This window comes from Leptospira ellinghausenii (assembly GCF_003114815.1).
In the GTDB taxonomy this organism is placed as follows: Bacteria; Spirochaetota; Leptospiria; order Leptospirales; family Leptospiraceae; genus Leptospira_A; species Leptospira_A ellinghausenii.
On sequence record NZ_BFAZ01000008.1, the window covers coordinates 222,214 to 239,796 of the forward strand.

The window sequence follows — 17,583 nt, forward strand, 5'->3', positions numbered from 1 at the left end:
TGGTACATTGAATTGATTTAATTGTGTTAGTTTCGATTGCAAATGATCCATTCTAAAAAAGCAATAGGTTTCTTGTATGGAGTTGGTTTTTTAGCCATCCTTTTTAATTTCTTCAAAACAATTCCAACCGTATCATTCTCTGATTTTTCATTGTTTGAATGGCAATTGAAACAAGTTTTGAAAGGATCTTTGCATCTACCATATGCCTTTATCACCACTGACCCGAGTTTAGAATTTTTCCCTTTACCGAATGTCTTCTTTCACCTAACAAACACCAACATCGATTCAACGTTTCCCAATTTATATCCCATCTTATTTTCTCCTTTTTATTGGATCGGAGGAAAAACAGGGATACAATTGATCCAATTCATACTTTTCTTTTGGGCTATTTGGCTCTTTTTTTTAATCAAACGAGATCATGTGCTCTCTCTTATTCTTTTGTTTGGATCTTCGATTCCCATTTATACCAATTTAATCCACGATACGATTTTTATCTTTTTTTTAGAAGTTCTCTTATTGTATAACTTGCATAAACAATACGTTTCCTTCGCGTCCTTACTGAGTTTGTTTTTAGTTTGGATGAGACCGGAATTTGTTTTTGTGGTTTGTTTACTTCCCTTATATTTTGAATGGAAAAACATTTGGAAACAATACCTGATTTGGTTTGTTTTTTTTCTTTTCCTTTTTCTCAGCGCCAATTTTATTTTATATTCTACCGTTTTCCCCCTTCGGCTTTTCAAAAATTCTACATACCATTGGAACTCGGAAATCGTTGTTTATTTACTTCGATTGTTAATCGAACAAATCCCGACATTCACTTTATTTTTAATTTTAAGTGTTGTTTCCGTTTTCCGAAAACAATTTAAATTACAATTTTTTATTTTATTTCTCTTTACTTGTTTGATTATCCTATCCTCACCTAACACAGGAGGACACAATACACCTAGATATCTATTTTGTTTAGTTCCTTTTTACGCTCTATCATTCCATTCCAATCTTTACGAAACATTCAATCGAAAGAATTTGACGATGCTTTTGGCGACATTACTCACATGCTATTCTCTCTACCAATGGCAGTACCAAACAAAAGAATTGATTAAAATTTCAAAATTCCAATCCAATACATTGTCCTCATTAAACCAAATCCCCGAACAAACTATTGTATTTAATAATTCTGATTTTTCCTTTGTTGCCTTACCACTCATCGAACAAAACAAAAACCTATTTTTACTCAGGAAAAATCCAGAAAAGAATGCCTTTAGTGCATTTTTGTCGAATAACCACATTCATTCCTTTGCTTTTGTCGAATTACCTCCGTCACCCTATGCAATTCCCAATCCACTTATGATTCCCAACTGTGACAACAATTGCCAATTCCGCCTTGTGGACCAATCCACATTACCAAATGCAATGTTGCCAATTATGGTAACTCGTTTCCAAAGGGTATCTCCATGAAATTAATTTCTCGCTTGATTTCTGAGAGAAGACAACTCATCCTTTACCAGGTAAAAAAATGACTCATTCGAAACAATGCCCTAGTTGTGGTAGCACCAATATTTATCAAGAATCTGCAACCGTATACCGGTGTTCTGACTGTTTCGACAAACTGCCATCAGGTGCCATATACGACTCACCACCTTCCAAGGTATATGGGACACAAAAAAATTCAGGTCCAACTGATTTTTCAAAATATAAGTACATCATCATTTCCGTCGTTGTTGGGTGGATGATCCTTGGAAGTACATTCACTGCATTATTCCAAAACTTCACAACGACTTCTACGCAAGTAGACGAGAGTCAAAACATCATCATCGATCCGAACAACAATGTATCCGAAATCCATCCAGAAGGTGATTTTTATTACACAAACGAATTACCAGATAGCATTGGGAATTCATACTTTGTAGGAACATTTACAAATACGAGTGGGTCTGATTTACTCATGCCAAAGTTCACTGTGACCTTATTCAATGAAGATGGATCAACCATTGGTTCCAGTGATGGATATGGAGAAAAAAATCTGATCACAAATAATGAATCTGTTATATTTGAAGTTTTGTGGTCAAAAATTCCGAAATACCATCACTACGAAATATCAGTTACCGCAACAACACATGAGGGAGATTTGAATCGACCCGATTTGATTTTAAAATCGATAGAACTTAAAAAAATAAAAAACAAAGGTACAAGCCTCACTGGGAAAATCCAAAACCAAGGGACTTCCATATCCAACTTTACTCGCATCAAATGTTTAATCATTGGAAGTGATAATTTGGTGAGTGATTATGGAACTGTTGTTTTAGAAAAAGAAGATTTTTTACCAAAGGAAACTCAAAAGTTTTCCTTTGAATTTTACCGAACAAATGAATTTCCAACTTTATACTATTGTGAAACTGATGGCATGAATAAAGAAACAGGTGCAAACTAATCCCATTGTTTGTGTAGGACTTGGTAAAAGTTTTCGATGGATTTGTCTAGATTATGGGAACGCCAATAAGGATTATTTTCTAGAGAGATTTGAACATGTTTGACAACACTTCGAATGAAACTGGTTCTGTCGATTTTTGATCCACTTTCAAGTTTTTCGAATGTCGTTTGCCTGGCAGATAACTCTTTTTTCAGTGCAGAAGATATCACCAATACCGCATCATCAGTTGTTAGACGGTGCTCCATCACGAGTAACTCGGCCGCTTCTTTGATCAATTTCAGTTGGCGATGGCTTACGGACATAGGTAAGAAACTATTCCAACAATTTGAATCCTAAAAAACAAGACAGAATTTGTCATTTGTCATGAAAAATTCTTTCAAATTTTTCAATACGGAAAAAAAAGAGAGAACATTGGCAGTAGTGATTCAAATCAAAAACGAAGATATATCCTTCGATGGATTGAGTGGGTTTCGAGAAAGGATTATGTCTACCATTCAGAATTCGAAAGAAGATGTTCAACTCGATTTTTCGGAGATCACTATGTCCTTGGATAGTGCAACGATTGGTGAATTGATGAAATACCATGCCGCACTTGAATCTCAAAATCTTCAGTTAAAACTCTCGGGAGTCAATAAATTGATTCGAACAGTCTTCCGGCTCAACAAACTCGATACAATTTTACATTTAATCGATTAATCTACGGGAACGTACGAATTGAACCGAACATTTCTTCTTTAGTCGAATACTAACTTGTAAGGGTATGAAATTTGATTCCGTCATACTCGTTATGAAGCGAACATTTTTCCTATTTCTGATTTCCATTCTGCTCTTTTACAGTTGCGAAAAAAAAGAACCAACCTCTTATCTATGGCTCTTGGCACTTCTAGGATCAAACTCATTTCAAAATTCAAATTCAATTCCTGAAACGCCAATTCCCATCCAAGATCCAACAGTTCCCACAACAATCCACCTTACCATACTTGATCCATCTTCCACAGGCGAATTTTGTCCGATGTATGGTGGATTATTTATCCAATACAAAAAAGGAGATCTTAAAACTTGTGCTTCTAATGAATTGAATGCAAATTGTGTTACGTTTTTATACAATGAAGATGGTTCCATCAAAACCACTGATCCTAGAAGTTTTGTTGGTCTCTCAATGGTAGAAGATAGAGAAATCCCTGCTGAAACTTTTCCATCAAACTCCAAATCAAATTTGATCTGTTTTCGCCAACAATTCCCAAAAGACAAAGAACATGTCGAAATGTATAGTTTCCAATTGCAAACGAACAAATTAAAAAACATCCAATGTGATACAAGTTGGAGTGAAAATCAATGTATTGATTTTTTTCCCATTTTTGGAAGAGCAGAATTTTTAATGCCGAAGGAATTTCCAATCCTTGCTAACGATGGTGATGGACATGCAGGATCACACACTCTCTTATTAAAATTTGTCACCGAGGATTCTCTTTTTACAACATGTACATTCTTTGGGAATGAACATCGCAAATTGGAAGGATATGCAGAGAATGCATACATCGCTGGTAACCTTCAGAATGGAAGTGATCTTGGTAGTTGCAAACAATGTGAAACCAATTATTGTGGTACCACTAATCCAAACACAGGCCAACTTTATGATAGTAATCCCATCAATGTATTTCCTATCCCTGTAGGTACTTTGGTTACCATCCAGAAGGAAATGATTTTACAAGTGGTGAAAGGACAGGGCCCAGGCAAACATAGTGTTCGATGGAATATCAATGGATTCAACCAATGGATCCTTTCGAATCAAATGCCTATCTTTTTATCGAATAGTAATGTATTATTTGCATTTTTATTACCGATTTTAATCACAATGTTTGTGGTTGTATTAAAATTGCAAAAACGCCGTAGACATAAAGACTAAAATAACTCCAACTTATGCTTAGTTTACATGTTGGATTGGTAAAGCAATTTGAAAGGCTACTTTGGTTTTCGGATTTCCATTCCAATCCAAGTGGTCTTTCACATTAAAAATAGAAATTTTGCCATTATGTTTTTTGCTACAGGTATCGACATAACTCAATCCTAATCCATAGTCTAAAGTTCGATACTGTTCAAAAACATTTTTTGACAAACGATAAAATGGCTCAAAAATCAAATGCTCATATTGAATTGGAATACCAATTGTACCGTCAAAATTCGGGATTGGTTCGTTGTATACAGCACATTTAAACCAATCCTGTTCCACTTTAATAATGACTGTGATCGTGGAATTTGGAACAGAGAACTTACAAGCATTTGTCATAATCTCTATAAATGATTTTTTAAAACAGATTCCATTCACTAATAAAAATTTCACTGAATGGTTTTGATTGATGTCACTGATAACAGCTTTGTGATTCTGAACATTAAGAATATATGAAATTTCATCGAGCCAAGTTTTTAATTCCAGATAAAACTCTTGGATTGTATATTTTTCTAGGGATACATCTGAGTTTATCAATGAATCAATTTCCGCAAATTGATTTAATGATTTCTCTGCCATATCTGCGTTTGTTTGGATTAACTCCATTAACTCTGATTCAATTTTATAAAACTTTCCATCAAACTCACAACTATCTCGAATCATTTTTAAAATGGAAACTAAAGCACCAAAACCAGCACCTTGGCAAAAACTATGTTTTAAACTTTCAAAAAGATTTTGGTTCTGTCTCTTGAATTTTCCAACAGAACTCATCTTTTCTTTCCATTGGATCCATTCAAGCTGGCCTTCTAATCTCAATTGTTGTTCTTTACGTGAGATTGTCTCAACACGTTTCATTCCATAAAATTCAAATGCACGTTTTACTTTGATAGAGATTTCATATTCTTGAATTGGTTTTATGATATAATCAAAAATCCCTAACTTCATCATTTTTACGATAAATTTAGGATCCGTATTGCCTGTGATCATGATGATAACAGGTTCAACATCATTTGCATTTAAAGCTGTAATCAATTCTTCGCCATTCAAACCTGGCATTTCATGATCTGTAATGACAACAGGAAATGGATTGTCCTGAAAATACTGCAAAGCTATTTTACCATCTTTTGCATGAACTACTTGGTAACCAAGTGCTGTTAGTTGTTGTTTTAAATAATAACCTAAAACTGCATCATCTTCTGCAACTAATATACGTTTCCCTTCCAAAATGGATCCTTTCTCTAACTCGATCCAATGAATCGGTTAAGAGTCTATGAAAGTTACTGGAATCAGCGTTTTTTCACTGAAAGCGATCGACTCGTACATTACCTAGCGCATTACTTAAGAATGATTCTAAGTATAGACTAGTTTTTTTCTTCTAAAGTATTTTACAATTTCTGAATACAGTAACAAAACCAGTGTTCCGTGAAAGGAAAATACGTAAACATGAATCGGCAGAGGTGCAAAATAATAAATCGAACTTAAAGAAGTATAAAAGAACAAATAACATAACAGGAATGAAAATCCAATTCCAATCCATATGATGTGATTTGAAAATAAATTCATTTGGAACACAGATTCAATTCTCGACCTTTTCGTTAATACATTGGCAATTTGCACGGTAATTGTAGGAAAGAAGAATGCTGTTAATGACTGTAAATATTCAGGACTTGCTTTTGCCATATTCAATCCTTCGGGAGATGATGGCATCACACCACCACACTCGGTGTATACAAAGTAAAAATAAGTACTAATACAAGCCCCAAACAGAATCATCCCCTCTTTCAGATACGATCTGAGTATAAATCCTAAAGAGATTAATTTTTCATTTCGATTTCTAGGAGATCGGTTCATAATTCCTTTTTCTGGTGGTTCTGACCCGAGTCCCATAGCAGGGATTAAGTCGGTCCCCACATCCACAGCAAGGACTCCCATCACTGTCATTAACAAGGGAAACCCTGGGAACATGGCCCAAAGTAAAAATGGAATTAATTCTTGTGGGTTAGAATTTAAAACATATGCTGAGAATTTTCGTATATTATCAAATACCCCTCTGCCTTCTTCAATTGCGGATACAATGGTTGCAAAATCATCATCCACAATGATCATCCTTGCTGCTTCCTTCGCAACTTCTGTTCCTCTTTTCCCCATTGCAATTCCAATATCTGCTTTTTTCAAAGCGGGTCCATCATTGACTCCATCTCCGGTGACGGCAACAATTTCACCTAACTCTTGCAATATGGTGACAATTCTTAATTTTTAAGATGGAGAAACACGTGCAAAAATTGGCTCTCCTTTTCTCACCCACTCCTTCAAACTTGTATCCGACATTTGATCCAGCTGGACCCCTGTAATCACAACAGGTTTTTCTCCCCCAATTCCAATAGAATGGCCAACCGATTCCGCAGTCAAAGGATGATCTCCCGTGATCATCAGAATCCGAATCCCCGCTGTATGGCATTTTTTTATGGCTTCTGGTACCTTAGGCCGGATTGGATCTGCCAAACAACAATGTCCTAAATATACCATATTGGATTCAACATCCGATTCAGTGATGGAATCCAATGAATCAATTTTATTTGTGTATAGTTTATATGAGAAAGCTAAGATTCTATTTCCTAGTCTTGCCGAAGCATCGGAAGCAGTTTGTAATTTTTTCCTCCTCTCTTCATCCAAAAGTACAACACTTCCATTTTCATAAACATGAGAACAAATTGAGAGAATTTCTCCGGGTCCTCCTTTTGCGAATGCAGTTGTAAAATTCTCTTTTGTTAGGATCACACTCATTCGTTTCCGAACAGAATCAAATCCATTGGTTAAAATTCTTTTTCCTGATGTATTTACAATCCTCCCTGATGCCAAATACAACAAAGCTAACTCAGTGGGGTCTCCTAAAGGATTTGGTTCGAGCGAAGCATTATTACAATAATAACCACATTCAATTAACAATTGACTTCCTTCTAGTTTTGTTAAGTCATCAGGAGAAACATTCTTCGAATCAAAATAAACCTCAACAACACGCATTTGATTCTGAGTGAGTGTACCTGTTTTGTCGGAACAAATCACTGTTGTACAACCCAATGTTTCTACACTCGACAAATCTTTTAGAATCGCATTTCGTTTTGCCATTCGTGAGACACCTAAGGCAAGAGACAAAGTCACGGTAGGCAGTAATCCTTCAGGGACGTTTGCAACGAAGATTCCTATAAAAAATAAAAATGCTTGGACAAAACTAAGTCCAGCAACCCAATACCCAAGGATTAAAAAGATCACTCCAATGCTAAATGCAAATAATGAAATCGAAATGACAGTTTGTCTTAATTGGATTTGAAGAGGACTTTCGACTCTTTTAATTTTAGAAGTGAGTCCCGCAATTTGACCAATCTCTGTTGATTGGCCTGTTCCAAATACGACAGCTTTTGTTTTGCCTTTGATCAGTGAACTCCCAGCAAAAAGAATATTTGGCATCTCTAACCATAAAAACTTTCCTTCTAAAACGATTTCACCTTCCGATTTATACCTCCTTGCAGAGGTGGATTCCCCAGTTAAAGAAGAATTGTCTACTTCCACATCTTCTGATTCAATGATCCGACAATCAGCAGGTACAATATCACCTTCTGCCAATACAATCACATCACCAGGTACAATTTCATCAGCAGGAATCGTTACAATCTTTCCGTCACGAATCACTGGACATTCATTTGCCAGTAACTTACGTAAGGCTTCAACTGCATGATCCGATTTTGATTCCTGAAAAAATGAAAAAATACCATTGATGAGTACAACAATAAAAATTGCGACACCTAACTCTGGCATGTCGACTCCTGGAACAAAACAAAGCCCAGTTGCTACCCATAATAAAACAGCAAAAAGATTAAAAAAACTTTTGATGAATTTCCAGATCATGGGAACAGACTTTTCTTTTTCGATTACATTTTTACCAAATGTTTGTAGTCGAACTTTTGCTTCTTTTTCACTTAAGCCCAATTCTATGTCGGTTTGTAATTCAAATGCAATTTGTGCTTGGTTCAAGTTTTTATAACTTGGTTTCATGTTCACTTCACCGCGTTGCACTACATCCAGAACCTCTGCTTCTTTTTTGCAGACCATTAGTTCATCAAAAATTTGAGGTAATAGAGAAGAAAGTCCATGTAACAATCGCAGATGAAGAGAAGGTAAGTTTTCTGGTATCATTTGAAATAATACCAACCTGATTTTCTGTTCCCCAACTGAGATTCCTTTGGGAATTACGAACAAAAACAATTCGGGAGTTTTGATTTTTTTTGAACGAAAATGTGGGATGAGAATACTTTGTCCGAGGGATTCAAACGTTTGGTTCGGAATCGAATGAAAATGGAATTGGATTTCTTCTTGGATTTCCAACTCTCTAATTTTACTTAATAATGCAGTGTGAACATCATCCCAAGTTTTTGAATCATTCAAAATTTGAATGGAATCAACATTTAAGTATTCCAGTAACATGGATCTATTGAGACCTTAAAGGAACAAATTTCTATCCATTTTTTCATTTTAAAGTTTTGAAGTCAAAAAAAGTAAAATTACTATATGAAGTGCAATTTTACTTACAATTGTTTATTCTTGGAAAATTTCCTTTGGTGCTTTTGGATAACGTTGTTGGATTCCTTCCCACCAAACATCTGTACTAAAAGCTGCTGATTCTGATAATTGCCATTTCCCATTATTTTTTTTGTACAAAGCTTCTACATGGCAACAATCATAAGCTAAATCTTCAGCAAGTTCGATTTCTCTTCCATCTTTTCGTTTTGCAATTCCACGAAACCAAGCATAATCTCCAGAAACTTTAAAATGTTCGACTACAAAGATAAATTCCTGTTTGAATTTGTTGGACATTCTCGCTCTTAATAAATCAAGCAAATAGGTTCTTTCTATTTCATTACTTTTAGACTTAGTTTTGTAATCCAAAACAACATTCTGAGAAAACAGATTCACACTCAAGAAAACAACCATGAATAGGTAAAAAACCTTTTGTTTCAAAACACAAATCTCCTATCTTACTTTTACGTTCTGGATCATTTTAAAAAACAAAGAAGGAATCAATGTTTGTAAAAACAAACCAAACTTTTCTTTGATCCCTGCAATCACAACTTCACGTTGGTTATTGGCGACTGCATGAAGGATTCGATGCGCGCATAATTGGACAGGTAATCCAGATTCAATCACAGAATCCATCTTTCCAGTGGAAGATCCATCACCTTGTAATGCATTTTTTGAGATATTGGTTTGAATAAAACCTGGATAAACCATTGTTACAAATACTCCCGATTTTTCTTCTTCTGCTCGTAACGAATGGAAAAAACCCACAAGAGCAAATTTAGATGCAGAATATGCAGAACGTAAAGGACTTCCCATTTTTCCTGCGACACTTGAAATCACTGCAAAATGAATTGGTTTTTTAATTTCAGGTAGTATAGCGCGCGTTAGCTCAACAGCACCATAAAAGTTAGTATTCATGATTTTTTCGATCGTAGTTAAATTGGTTTCCCTTGTATAGGACCTTTGGCTAATCCCACCATTATGGATGACTACCTTCGGTACTCCATATTTTTTAAGGCATCGTTTGGTAAAAATAGAAACTTGTTTATAGTTTTCGAGATCCAATTTTTCAATTGCATATTTCCCTTTTTCTAATCCAAGTTCTTTGGCAATTTGTTCCAAATCTTTTGTTTTTCGGGATGCGAGTAAGAGTTTTGCATTTTGAAAAGAAGCCTGTTTCACCAATTCCTTCCCAATCCCGGAAGAGGCACCTGTGATCCAAACCCATTCATCTCGGTAAAATTCGTTCATAGATTCCCCTTATTCCGAAAAAATAAATCTGAGAAAATTTTATACGTTAGGTATTTTTCACAACTTGTTTTTCAAAGAGTTAAAAGATTGTATCGTCAAGGTTTGAAGTGATAGGAATCAGATGGTCTCTTCTTTGAATAAAGAACAGACACATCCTTTTGATTTGCGTTTATCGTAATTGGAAAGAAGGGCACTCCACTCGGTAAGGATTTTTTTTCAAATCACTTGATAAGTAAATTCCTTCATGTACCAATCGGTATTCTCCTTCCGATTCAGAATCACTTGATTCCCAAATGAGATCTAATTTGCCAATCCCTTTGTCAAAAAATCCTGGTTTGTGAAACACAAATTTTGTATCAAAATCAGCATCTGATTTCACACGTTTCCAATCTGTTCCTTCTTTTTTTTCAAGCCAAAGGTAAGAAGTGACCTTCGGATATCCAATATTGGGGCTCACCGCATTCACCCGACATTCCACTTGGTTCCCTTTTTTGTAAACACCAAAATTTGGCTTTAACACCTGTTTTGGTATCTCAGAAACAATTTCTGAATCAGGAAGTTTTAAGGGGTGGATACGATCAGTTAAATCGAGTGGCATTGGATTCGAAGTTGAAGTTTTCGAAAATTCTAATCCTTTTAGAAGGTCAGATGCCATTTTAGAAAATTCTTGGCGTAAAGCATTTAGACTTTGTGATCCATGTAATGTGTGTCCTCCTTCATAATTTTGCGTAGAATATTCTTCTGGAGTTGTAATGTATCCAGAAAAATCATTTGTTAATCCAGATAAAACAATTTCAGAAATTTTATCTTTCATAACGACTTTTACCTCTTTTTTTAATCTACGGCTGGACATTGTTGTGACTTCGTGGGGTAAAACAAGTATTGACAAATCACCAACTAACACAATTCCATATGGTAATATTTGAGGTAAACTTGGAAGTGGTTTTGTTTCACCCATAGGGAATAAAACTGCTTTTGGTTTTTGACACTCTCTTAGTTCTTCGGAAGGTGACTGTAACATAAATTTAGCGATCCAATCGATATAGAATTTTCGATTTTTCTCGGTCATACCTTCATGGAATAACCAATGACCACCCCCTTCTTCCGTTGACCCTGCAGCAAAAGCATATCCGTATGCAGAAGGACAAGTATACTCAGTTTTTCCAGTCCCTGAGAATTCACTTCTAACTGGGTGTTTGCTCATATCGATAAAAGTATGAGAAAATTGAAGTCCACCTTTTAACGTTTTTCCATTCGATTTTAAAATCTCCTGGCTTGCTAAAAACTGTCGTTTCCCAATGATAAAACTACTATCATAAATATCTTTCCCTGGCCCCGTATTGTCCAAGTTTAAATTTGGAGATACATCTCCTTCATTAGCTTGTGCAAAAATGGCAACAAAAGATGGATCTCCATTTTTGAATGCTTCTTTTTCTGCAAGTAAAGATGCGATTCCTTTATTGTCTGAAGAAATCAATCGATTATCAAATGTTATGTTAGTCGGATGTACACCATACCAATTCACAAACCCAATTGCTTTTCCTTCTACAAAAACATTGAGTTGTACCATCTCTTTGTCTATATTGTCTGGGTATAATTTCCTTTCTGATTCTGGATTTGCCATATAAGCAGACAAACTTCGATTCACACCTGCATCTTTCACATAAGTTTTACCAATTTTTAATTCAGCTGGTTTTCTTTTTTGATAGGCTTCTTTGATGGCTTCGAAAATTCCATCGCGTAACACAACATAGGAGTCACCATAAAATTGTGTGGAATAAAAGGAAATTTCAGAATAATGAAAATGCCCTGCAGGACCACTATGGGTATGAGATGCATTTAATAATACATTCCCCAAATGAAAATTTGGATCTACTTCCCTTTGTAATTTAGATACAACTTCTCTTTGGATTTCAAATGGAATCCCTCCCACTTCTGCTGTGACATAGGCAAATGGTTTTTGGGTCGTTTTATCCTCGAGTACCAATGCACGTGCATATTGTCTGGTTTGGATTCCCATTCCTGTTTGGTCTTCGCGGGCATAACCCCAAAACATAACACCAACCGGAGGGCCTGTGATGTCTTTTTTAGCCATGCCAGCAAAAAACGACCCTGACTCATTTGCCATTAGAGGAAGGGTAAAAAAAAGAAAGAAGGAAAGGTAGTTCCGAATTTTCATCCTTCTCTTTTTATGTGGTTCCAAGAAAATGTCAATCCCGAACAAATGTCGACTAATCAGATCAGAATGAAATTCTAGGAGAAGAAGTTTTTTCGTTCAAAAAAGAACAAATGGCGAAAGATTTGGTTTTCAGAGAACCATTCGAAACATTTGGTCACAAAGAATGTACGGACGAATTCCAGGTCACCACGTATGCTGGTGATAGCAAAACATGAGGAGTTTTATGATCACTCTAATCAAAACCAAATTAGGTAGGTTCCGAATCTTGGCATTTTTGGAAGGAGTTTCCTTTTTAACAATTCTATTTGTAACGATGCCACTTAAGTATATCTACCATAACCCAGAACCAAATAAAGTTGTGGGACTTGTACATGGTCTTTTGTTTCTTTTGTATCTAGTAGAATTATTCCAAGTGAAAGTAGAACTAAATTGGAAGATGAAAAAAACTTTCCTCGCAGCACTTGCATCTGTGGTTCCCTTTGGAACGTTTTGGGCTGAAAAATATTTATACCTAAAACCAGATAATGAGCAAAACCTTTAAAACTGAACTATGAATACAATAAAGATTCTCCTACCAATCTTCATATACTTTTTGTTAGTTGATTTATCATATGCGCAGTCAAAACAAAATAAAAAACAATCTTTGATTAAACCAGTTGTTGAACCACCAATCGAAGTTGAAAGGACTAAACCAAACAATCCTGACCAGTACCAACTTCGTTTGATCATGGAAAATGATGCATTTGGTGGTTTTTCAGATCGATACTATACAAATGGATCAAGATTAGAATTTCATATGAGTGCGGGGGAATCGAATCCTACTAGAAGAGTTTTCAGTTATTGGAATGATTTATTTATCACACCAAACGAAAAAACAAGGTATCTACAAGGTTTTGCAGTAGGACAGGAATTTTACACACCTACAAATATCACAAAGGCGGATGTGTCCTATGGAGATAGGCCATATTCGAGCAGAGGTTATTTTACAAATTCACTAACAACCTTTACGGAAGATACAAGCATTACCACAGAACTTGAGTTAGGTATGATAGGACCATCGGTTGGTGGGAAATCAGCACAAATCAATTTTCATAACTTCATAGGTTCCCCTACTCCGCAAGGTTGGGACACACAAATACCAGATTCCTATTCCGTTGCCTTAAAGACAGATATTCGAAAATTTTATCATCGATTTTTTGGAACCCAATACAATGTAAATTTAGGAAATATCCAAACAGATGTTTCTTTTGGACTTATTTTTCGCTTTGGTAATGTGGATAAAACACCAGGGCCGGGTAGTTCAGCACTCCAACCAGGATCTCCCATCCTTCACGAAGATGGAAAAGGGTATTGGTATTTTTATGTGAATCCAGGTGGCACATTACAAGCATACAATGCGACGATCCAAGGGCAAATGGGTTCGGATAAAGGTTATAAATCACAAAACAGAAGTTCTGCGTTTAGTAACTGGGATAGTTTCTTAAACAACCCAACTCCCGATGTGGGGGAAAAAGAGTTACAATATAGATTGTTATCGGAAGATAATGGAAGGAATACATTACAACGTTATATCCTGTTTAATGAATTTTTGGTCAATGGCACGACAAATCCTTATAATATTGGATTAAATTATTTAATTTTTAACAATATCTTTAATGGTGCTGAGGAAATTGAGCGAACAACTCGATTGTTTTTATTATCGAATTTATCAGCACAATGGGACCAAATTCCCACAAATGCAAGAGCATTAGCTATTTATTCGATCTTTAGACCGGAAGGAGGAAAACTCCCTCCCATTGTTCGATACTACTCCTATGAAGTTCTCTCTCAATTCATTTTGGATCCGAAACAAAGAGAAACCCTATTACAGTTGTTACGTGAAGAAGCAGAGTATAGAGATAACAAAACCTATGTTGCAGACTTAAAACGTGCTGTTGGTTTTATCCGAGCGGGATTTGTTTCGGTATCGAATGCAGGATTTTTATTTGGCCTTCATTACAATTACCAAACCATTGATTTCCAAGCAGCAAAAGGATTACCCCAACAACACCAATGGATTGGTTTCCAACTCGGGAAGGTCTTTTAAGGAACAAATCGGTAGTTGAATCAGCCTAAAGTTTTGAACCAAATTCAAAAATAAGAGTCGCCAAACAGACTCAGTTTTAGGAAAACTGGGCGATCATGAAAAATCACAGTTTGAGTGGACGCCTTTGGTTTGTTCTCATTTTATTCGGTCTTGTTGGCCAAATCGCTTGGTCTGTAGAAAACATTTACTTCAATTTATTTATCTACAATACAATCTCAAAAAGTACATCCTCCGTCACTCTAATGGTGCAATTGAGTGGAATTGTTGCGACTTTTGTCACTTTGTTCGCTGGAATTTTATCTGATCGACTTGGCAATCGAAAGTATTTTATCTCTCTTGGTTATTTGTTTTGGGGATTTCTTACCTTATCTTTTGCCTTCATTTCAAAAGAAAACACAAGCCTTTGGTTTGGGATCAAAGATGAAACACAAATCATCCAACTCACAATCGCCATTGTCATCACTCTTGACTGTATTATGACAGCATTTGGATCAACCGCAAATGATGCTGCCTTTAATGCATATGTTACCGATAATACGGGCAATGCTAGAAGTTTGGCAGAAGGTGTTTTATCGGCAATGCCACTGATTGCAATGTTAATTGTTGCAGGAGGGTTTGGTATGATCGTCATTGCTCTTGGATACCCTGGACTTTTCATTGCGGTTGGAACTTTGATGTCGTTATCTGGTTTGATTGGCTTATGGTTTATCAAAGATCATCCCGATCTGAAAGCACAAAAATCAGATTTTATTTCAGATATGGTATACGGTTTTAGAACTTCCGTGATTCTAAATCATAAACGATTGTATTTGTATTTTATTGCTATGGGAATTTATGGGATTGCAAGTCAGATTTACATGCCCTATCTCATCATATTTATGCAAGAGTATCTCAGTTTTAATGCCATCCAGTATTCTATCGTACTCGCTGGTGTGATATTAGGTGCAAGTGTCATTACAATTTTCCTTGGAAAACAATTTGATGGGAAAGATAAAGACAAACTTCTCGTTCAATTTTCTTCAATTTATATTTTAGGAATGGTATCTTTGTATATAGTTGCAAAAACATTAAAAGGATATGATTCTACAATTTTAATGGTATCTGTTGGTTTTACTAGTTTGGTTTTAATTACAGGATTTGTTCAAGTTTTAGCACTTCTTGGAGCTCAAATTAGAGATTATACACCAATTGAAAATACTGGCAAATTACAAGGAATCCGCATGATCTTCTTTGTATTAATTCCAATGTTCATTGGACCAATGATTGGACAAAAAATTAACGAATCTACGAATTTAACCTATATAGATCCAGCAAATGGAAGCCTAGCGCATGTTCCATCTCCAGAGATTTTCATTACAGGAGCCATCTTTTGTTTGTTTATCTTTTATCCATTAATGCTAATTAGACGAGGAAATCAAAACTAGAATGAAAATACCTCATACAGAATACCCAAGGCCACAACTCCAAAGGGACAGTTATCTAAATTTAAATGGAGAATGGTTTTTAGGGCATGTAAAACAAGGTGAAAGTCTCGAATACCAACACAAAATCATTGTTCCATTTTCTCCAGAATCAAAAGCGAGTGGACTCGGTAATTTGATTCTAAAACCAAATGAAGTTTTGTTTTACAAAAGAGAATTTGATATCAGTCCTGAATTTATAAAGGACATTACTTTTTTACATTTTGGAGCTGTTGATTATTCCTGTATTTGTTATATCAATGGAGTTGAAGTTGGGTACCATCAGGGAGGTTTTTTACCATTCTTCTTTAATGTTTCGAAAGCGATTAAAATTGGCAAAAACGAGATAAGACTCACTGTTACAGACCCAACGGATACTGGAACCCAATCAAGGGGCAAACAAAAACTAAAACGTGGTGGCATTTGGTACACACCTCAATCTGGTATCTGGCAAACTGTTTGGTTGGAAAGTGTCCCAGAAGATTATATTCAAAACATAAAAATAACACCTAACATAGAAACCAAGTCGGTAGAACTGGAAGTCAATTCTGATACTGATGGTATAACGATTCAAATTCTAGATGGGAATGAAGTGATTGCAGAAAGTTCCAAAAAAACATGCACATTACCAATCCCGAATATGATTTTATGGTCTCCCGAAAATCCTAAATTATACGATATCAGGATCAAAACCAAAAACGATGAGGTGACATCTTATTTCGGCATGCGTAAATTTTCAATTGGATATGATGGAAAATTTAAGAGATTATACCTTAACAACAAACCATATTTTCATAATGGACTTCTTGACCAAGGTTATTGGTCAGAAGGGCTATTGACTCCACCTGACGACGAATCAATGATCAATGAAATCCGATTAATGAAGGAAATGGGATTTAATACATTAAGAAAACATATCAAAATTGAACCATTACGGTGGTACTATCATTGCGATCGATTGGGAATGTTAGTTTGGCAAGACTTTGTTTGTGGAGGTGGGCCTTATCAAACCTGGAAAGTCGCCTATCTACCGTTTATTGGATGGAAAACCGATGACACAAAACATCGCTTCTTAAATCGTACGGATGAAAAAGGGAAAAAAGAATTTTTAGTAGAAATGGACAAAACAGTAAATCTTTTGTACAATACTGTTTCCTTATCTGTTTGGGTATTATTCAATGAAGGATGGGGACAATTTGATAGTGTAAATCTCACTAAAAAAGTAAAAAATCTGGATTCCACTCGAACCATTGATAGTGTAAGTGGTTGGTATGACCAAGGGAAAAATAGCAGTGAGCTAAAAAGTTTACACCTATACTACCAAAAATTAAAGGTTCCCAAAAAAGAAGATAGAGTAATCGTATTATCCGAGTTTGGTGGCTATTCCTTAAAAACAGAAGGTCATGTTTATGATGACAAAAAATTATTTGGATACAAAATCCTTCCAAATAAGGAAACCTTACACTATGAATATAAGAAATTGATAGAAAATGAACTAATACCATTAATTCCGAAAGGACTTAGTGCCTCAATTTATACCCAAGTGAGCGATGTGGAAGAAGAAATTAATGGTATTGTTACTTACGATAGAAAAGTTGTTAAATTTGACATTCCATTCATGAAAGAATTGAATTCAAAACTAAAGTACAATTAAACAAG

At 35.5% G+C, this 17,583-nt stretch carries 13 protein-coding genes and 1 pseudogene; 8 read left to right on the forward strand and 6 right to left on the reverse strand.

The window, feature by feature from the left end:
* The first annotated feature begins 42 nt into the window (after positions 1–42).
* Positions 43–1,455: an LA_3751/LA_3752 family putative glycosyltransferase gene (locus DI076_RS08260; RefSeq protein WP_108959451.1), complete on the forward strand. Its 1,413-nt coding sequence runs from the start codon at positions 43–45 to the stop codon at positions 1,453–1,455.
* 58 nt (positions 1,456–1,513) lie between these two features.
* Positions 1,514–2,428 (forward strand): hypothetical protein, encoded by a 915-nt coding sequence (locus tag DI076_RS08265; RefSeq protein ID WP_108959452.1) that lies wholly within the window; start codon positions 1,514–1,516, stop codon positions 2,426–2,428.
* On the opposite strand, the gene DI076_RS08270 is transcribed toward DI076_RS08265, so the two are convergent.
* Positions 2,425–2,730 carry a hypothetical protein gene (locus DI076_RS08270; RefSeq protein ID WP_108959453.1) on the reverse strand — a complete coding sequence of 102 codons (306 nt, stop codon included), beginning with the start codon at positions 2,728–2,730 and terminating at the stop codon, positions 2,425–2,427. The genes DI076_RS08265 and DI076_RS08270 overlap by 4 nt on opposite strands.
* Positions 2,731–2,791: 61 nt before the next feature.
* Here DI076_RS08270 and DI076_RS08275 point away from each other — a divergent pair, with 61 nt between their 5' ends.
* Entirely contained in the window at positions 2,792–3,124 is a 333-nt protein-coding gene (locus DI076_RS08275) for an STAS domain-containing protein (RefSeq protein WP_108959454.1), read from the forward strand.
* Between the two features lie 64 nt (positions 3,125–3,188).
* A complete protein-coding gene (locus DI076_RS08280; RefSeq protein WP_245918338.1) occupies positions 3,189–4,334 on the forward strand; it encodes a hypothetical protein in 1,146 nt (381 codons plus the stop codon).
* Positions 4,335–4,352: 18 nt separating this feature from the next.
* Here DI076_RS08280 and DI076_RS08285 read toward each other — a convergent pair whose 3' ends face one another.
* The 5 genes and pseudogenes from DI076_RS08285 to DI076_RS08305 all read right to left on the reverse strand — a co-directional run bounded on the left by DI076_RS08285 (position 4,353) and on the right by DI076_RS08305 (position 12,378).
* Positions 4,353–5,600, reverse strand: a complete 1,248-nt coding sequence (locus tag DI076_RS08285) for a response regulator (protein WP_108959455.1) — start codon at positions 5,598–5,600, stop codon at positions 4,353–4,355.
* A 126-nt stretch (positions 5,601–5,726) separates the two neighbouring features.
* Positions 5,727–8,855 (reverse strand): annotated as a pseudogene (locus DI076_RS08290) (HAD-IC family P-type ATPase).
* A gap of 111 nt (positions 8,856–8,966) precedes the next feature.
* Entirely contained in the window at positions 8,967–9,245 is a 279-nt protein-coding gene (locus tag DI076_RS08295; RefSeq protein WP_245918341.1) for a hypothetical protein, read from the reverse strand.
* 156 nt (positions 9,246–9,401) lie between these two features.
* Entirely contained in the window at positions 9,402–10,199 is a 798-nt protein-coding gene (locus DI076_RS08300; RefSeq protein ID WP_108959457.1) for an SDR family NAD(P)-dependent oxidoreductase, read from the reverse strand.
* A 169-nt stretch (positions 10,200–10,368) separates the two neighbouring features.
* Positions 10,369–12,378 (reverse strand): neutral/alkaline non-lysosomal ceramidase N-terminal domain-containing protein, encoded by a 2,010-nt coding sequence (locus tag DI076_RS08305; protein WP_108959458.1) that lies wholly within the window; start codon positions 12,376–12,378, stop codon positions 10,369–10,371.
* A 223-nt stretch (positions 12,379–12,601) separates the two neighbouring features.
* Between DI076_RS08305 and DI076_RS08310 the strand changes: the two genes are divergently transcribed.
* The 4 genes from DI076_RS08310 to DI076_RS08325 all read left to right on the forward strand — a co-directional run bounded on the left by DI076_RS08310 (position 12,602) and on the right by DI076_RS08325 (position 17,578).
* Positions 12,602–12,919, forward strand: a complete 318-nt coding sequence (locus DI076_RS08310; protein WP_108959459.1) for a DUF3817 domain-containing protein — start codon at positions 12,602–12,604, stop codon at positions 12,917–12,919.
* Between the two features lie 9 nt (positions 12,920–12,928).
* Entirely contained in the window at positions 12,929–14,464 is a 1,536-nt protein-coding gene (locus DI076_RS08315; protein WP_108959460.1) for a lipid A deacylase LpxR family protein, read from the forward strand.
* Positions 14,465–14,559: 95 nt separating this feature from the next.
* Positions 14,560–15,888: an MFS transporter gene (locus DI076_RS08320; protein WP_108959461.1), complete on the forward strand. Its 1,329-nt coding sequence runs from the start codon at positions 14,560–14,562 to the stop codon at positions 15,886–15,888.
* 1 nt (position 15,889) lies between these two features.
* Positions 15,890–17,578, forward strand: a complete 1,689-nt coding sequence (locus tag DI076_RS08325; protein ID WP_108959462.1) for a glycoside hydrolase family 2 protein — start codon at positions 15,890–15,892, stop codon at positions 17,576–17,578.
* Positions 17,579–17,583 lie beyond the last annotated feature (5 nt).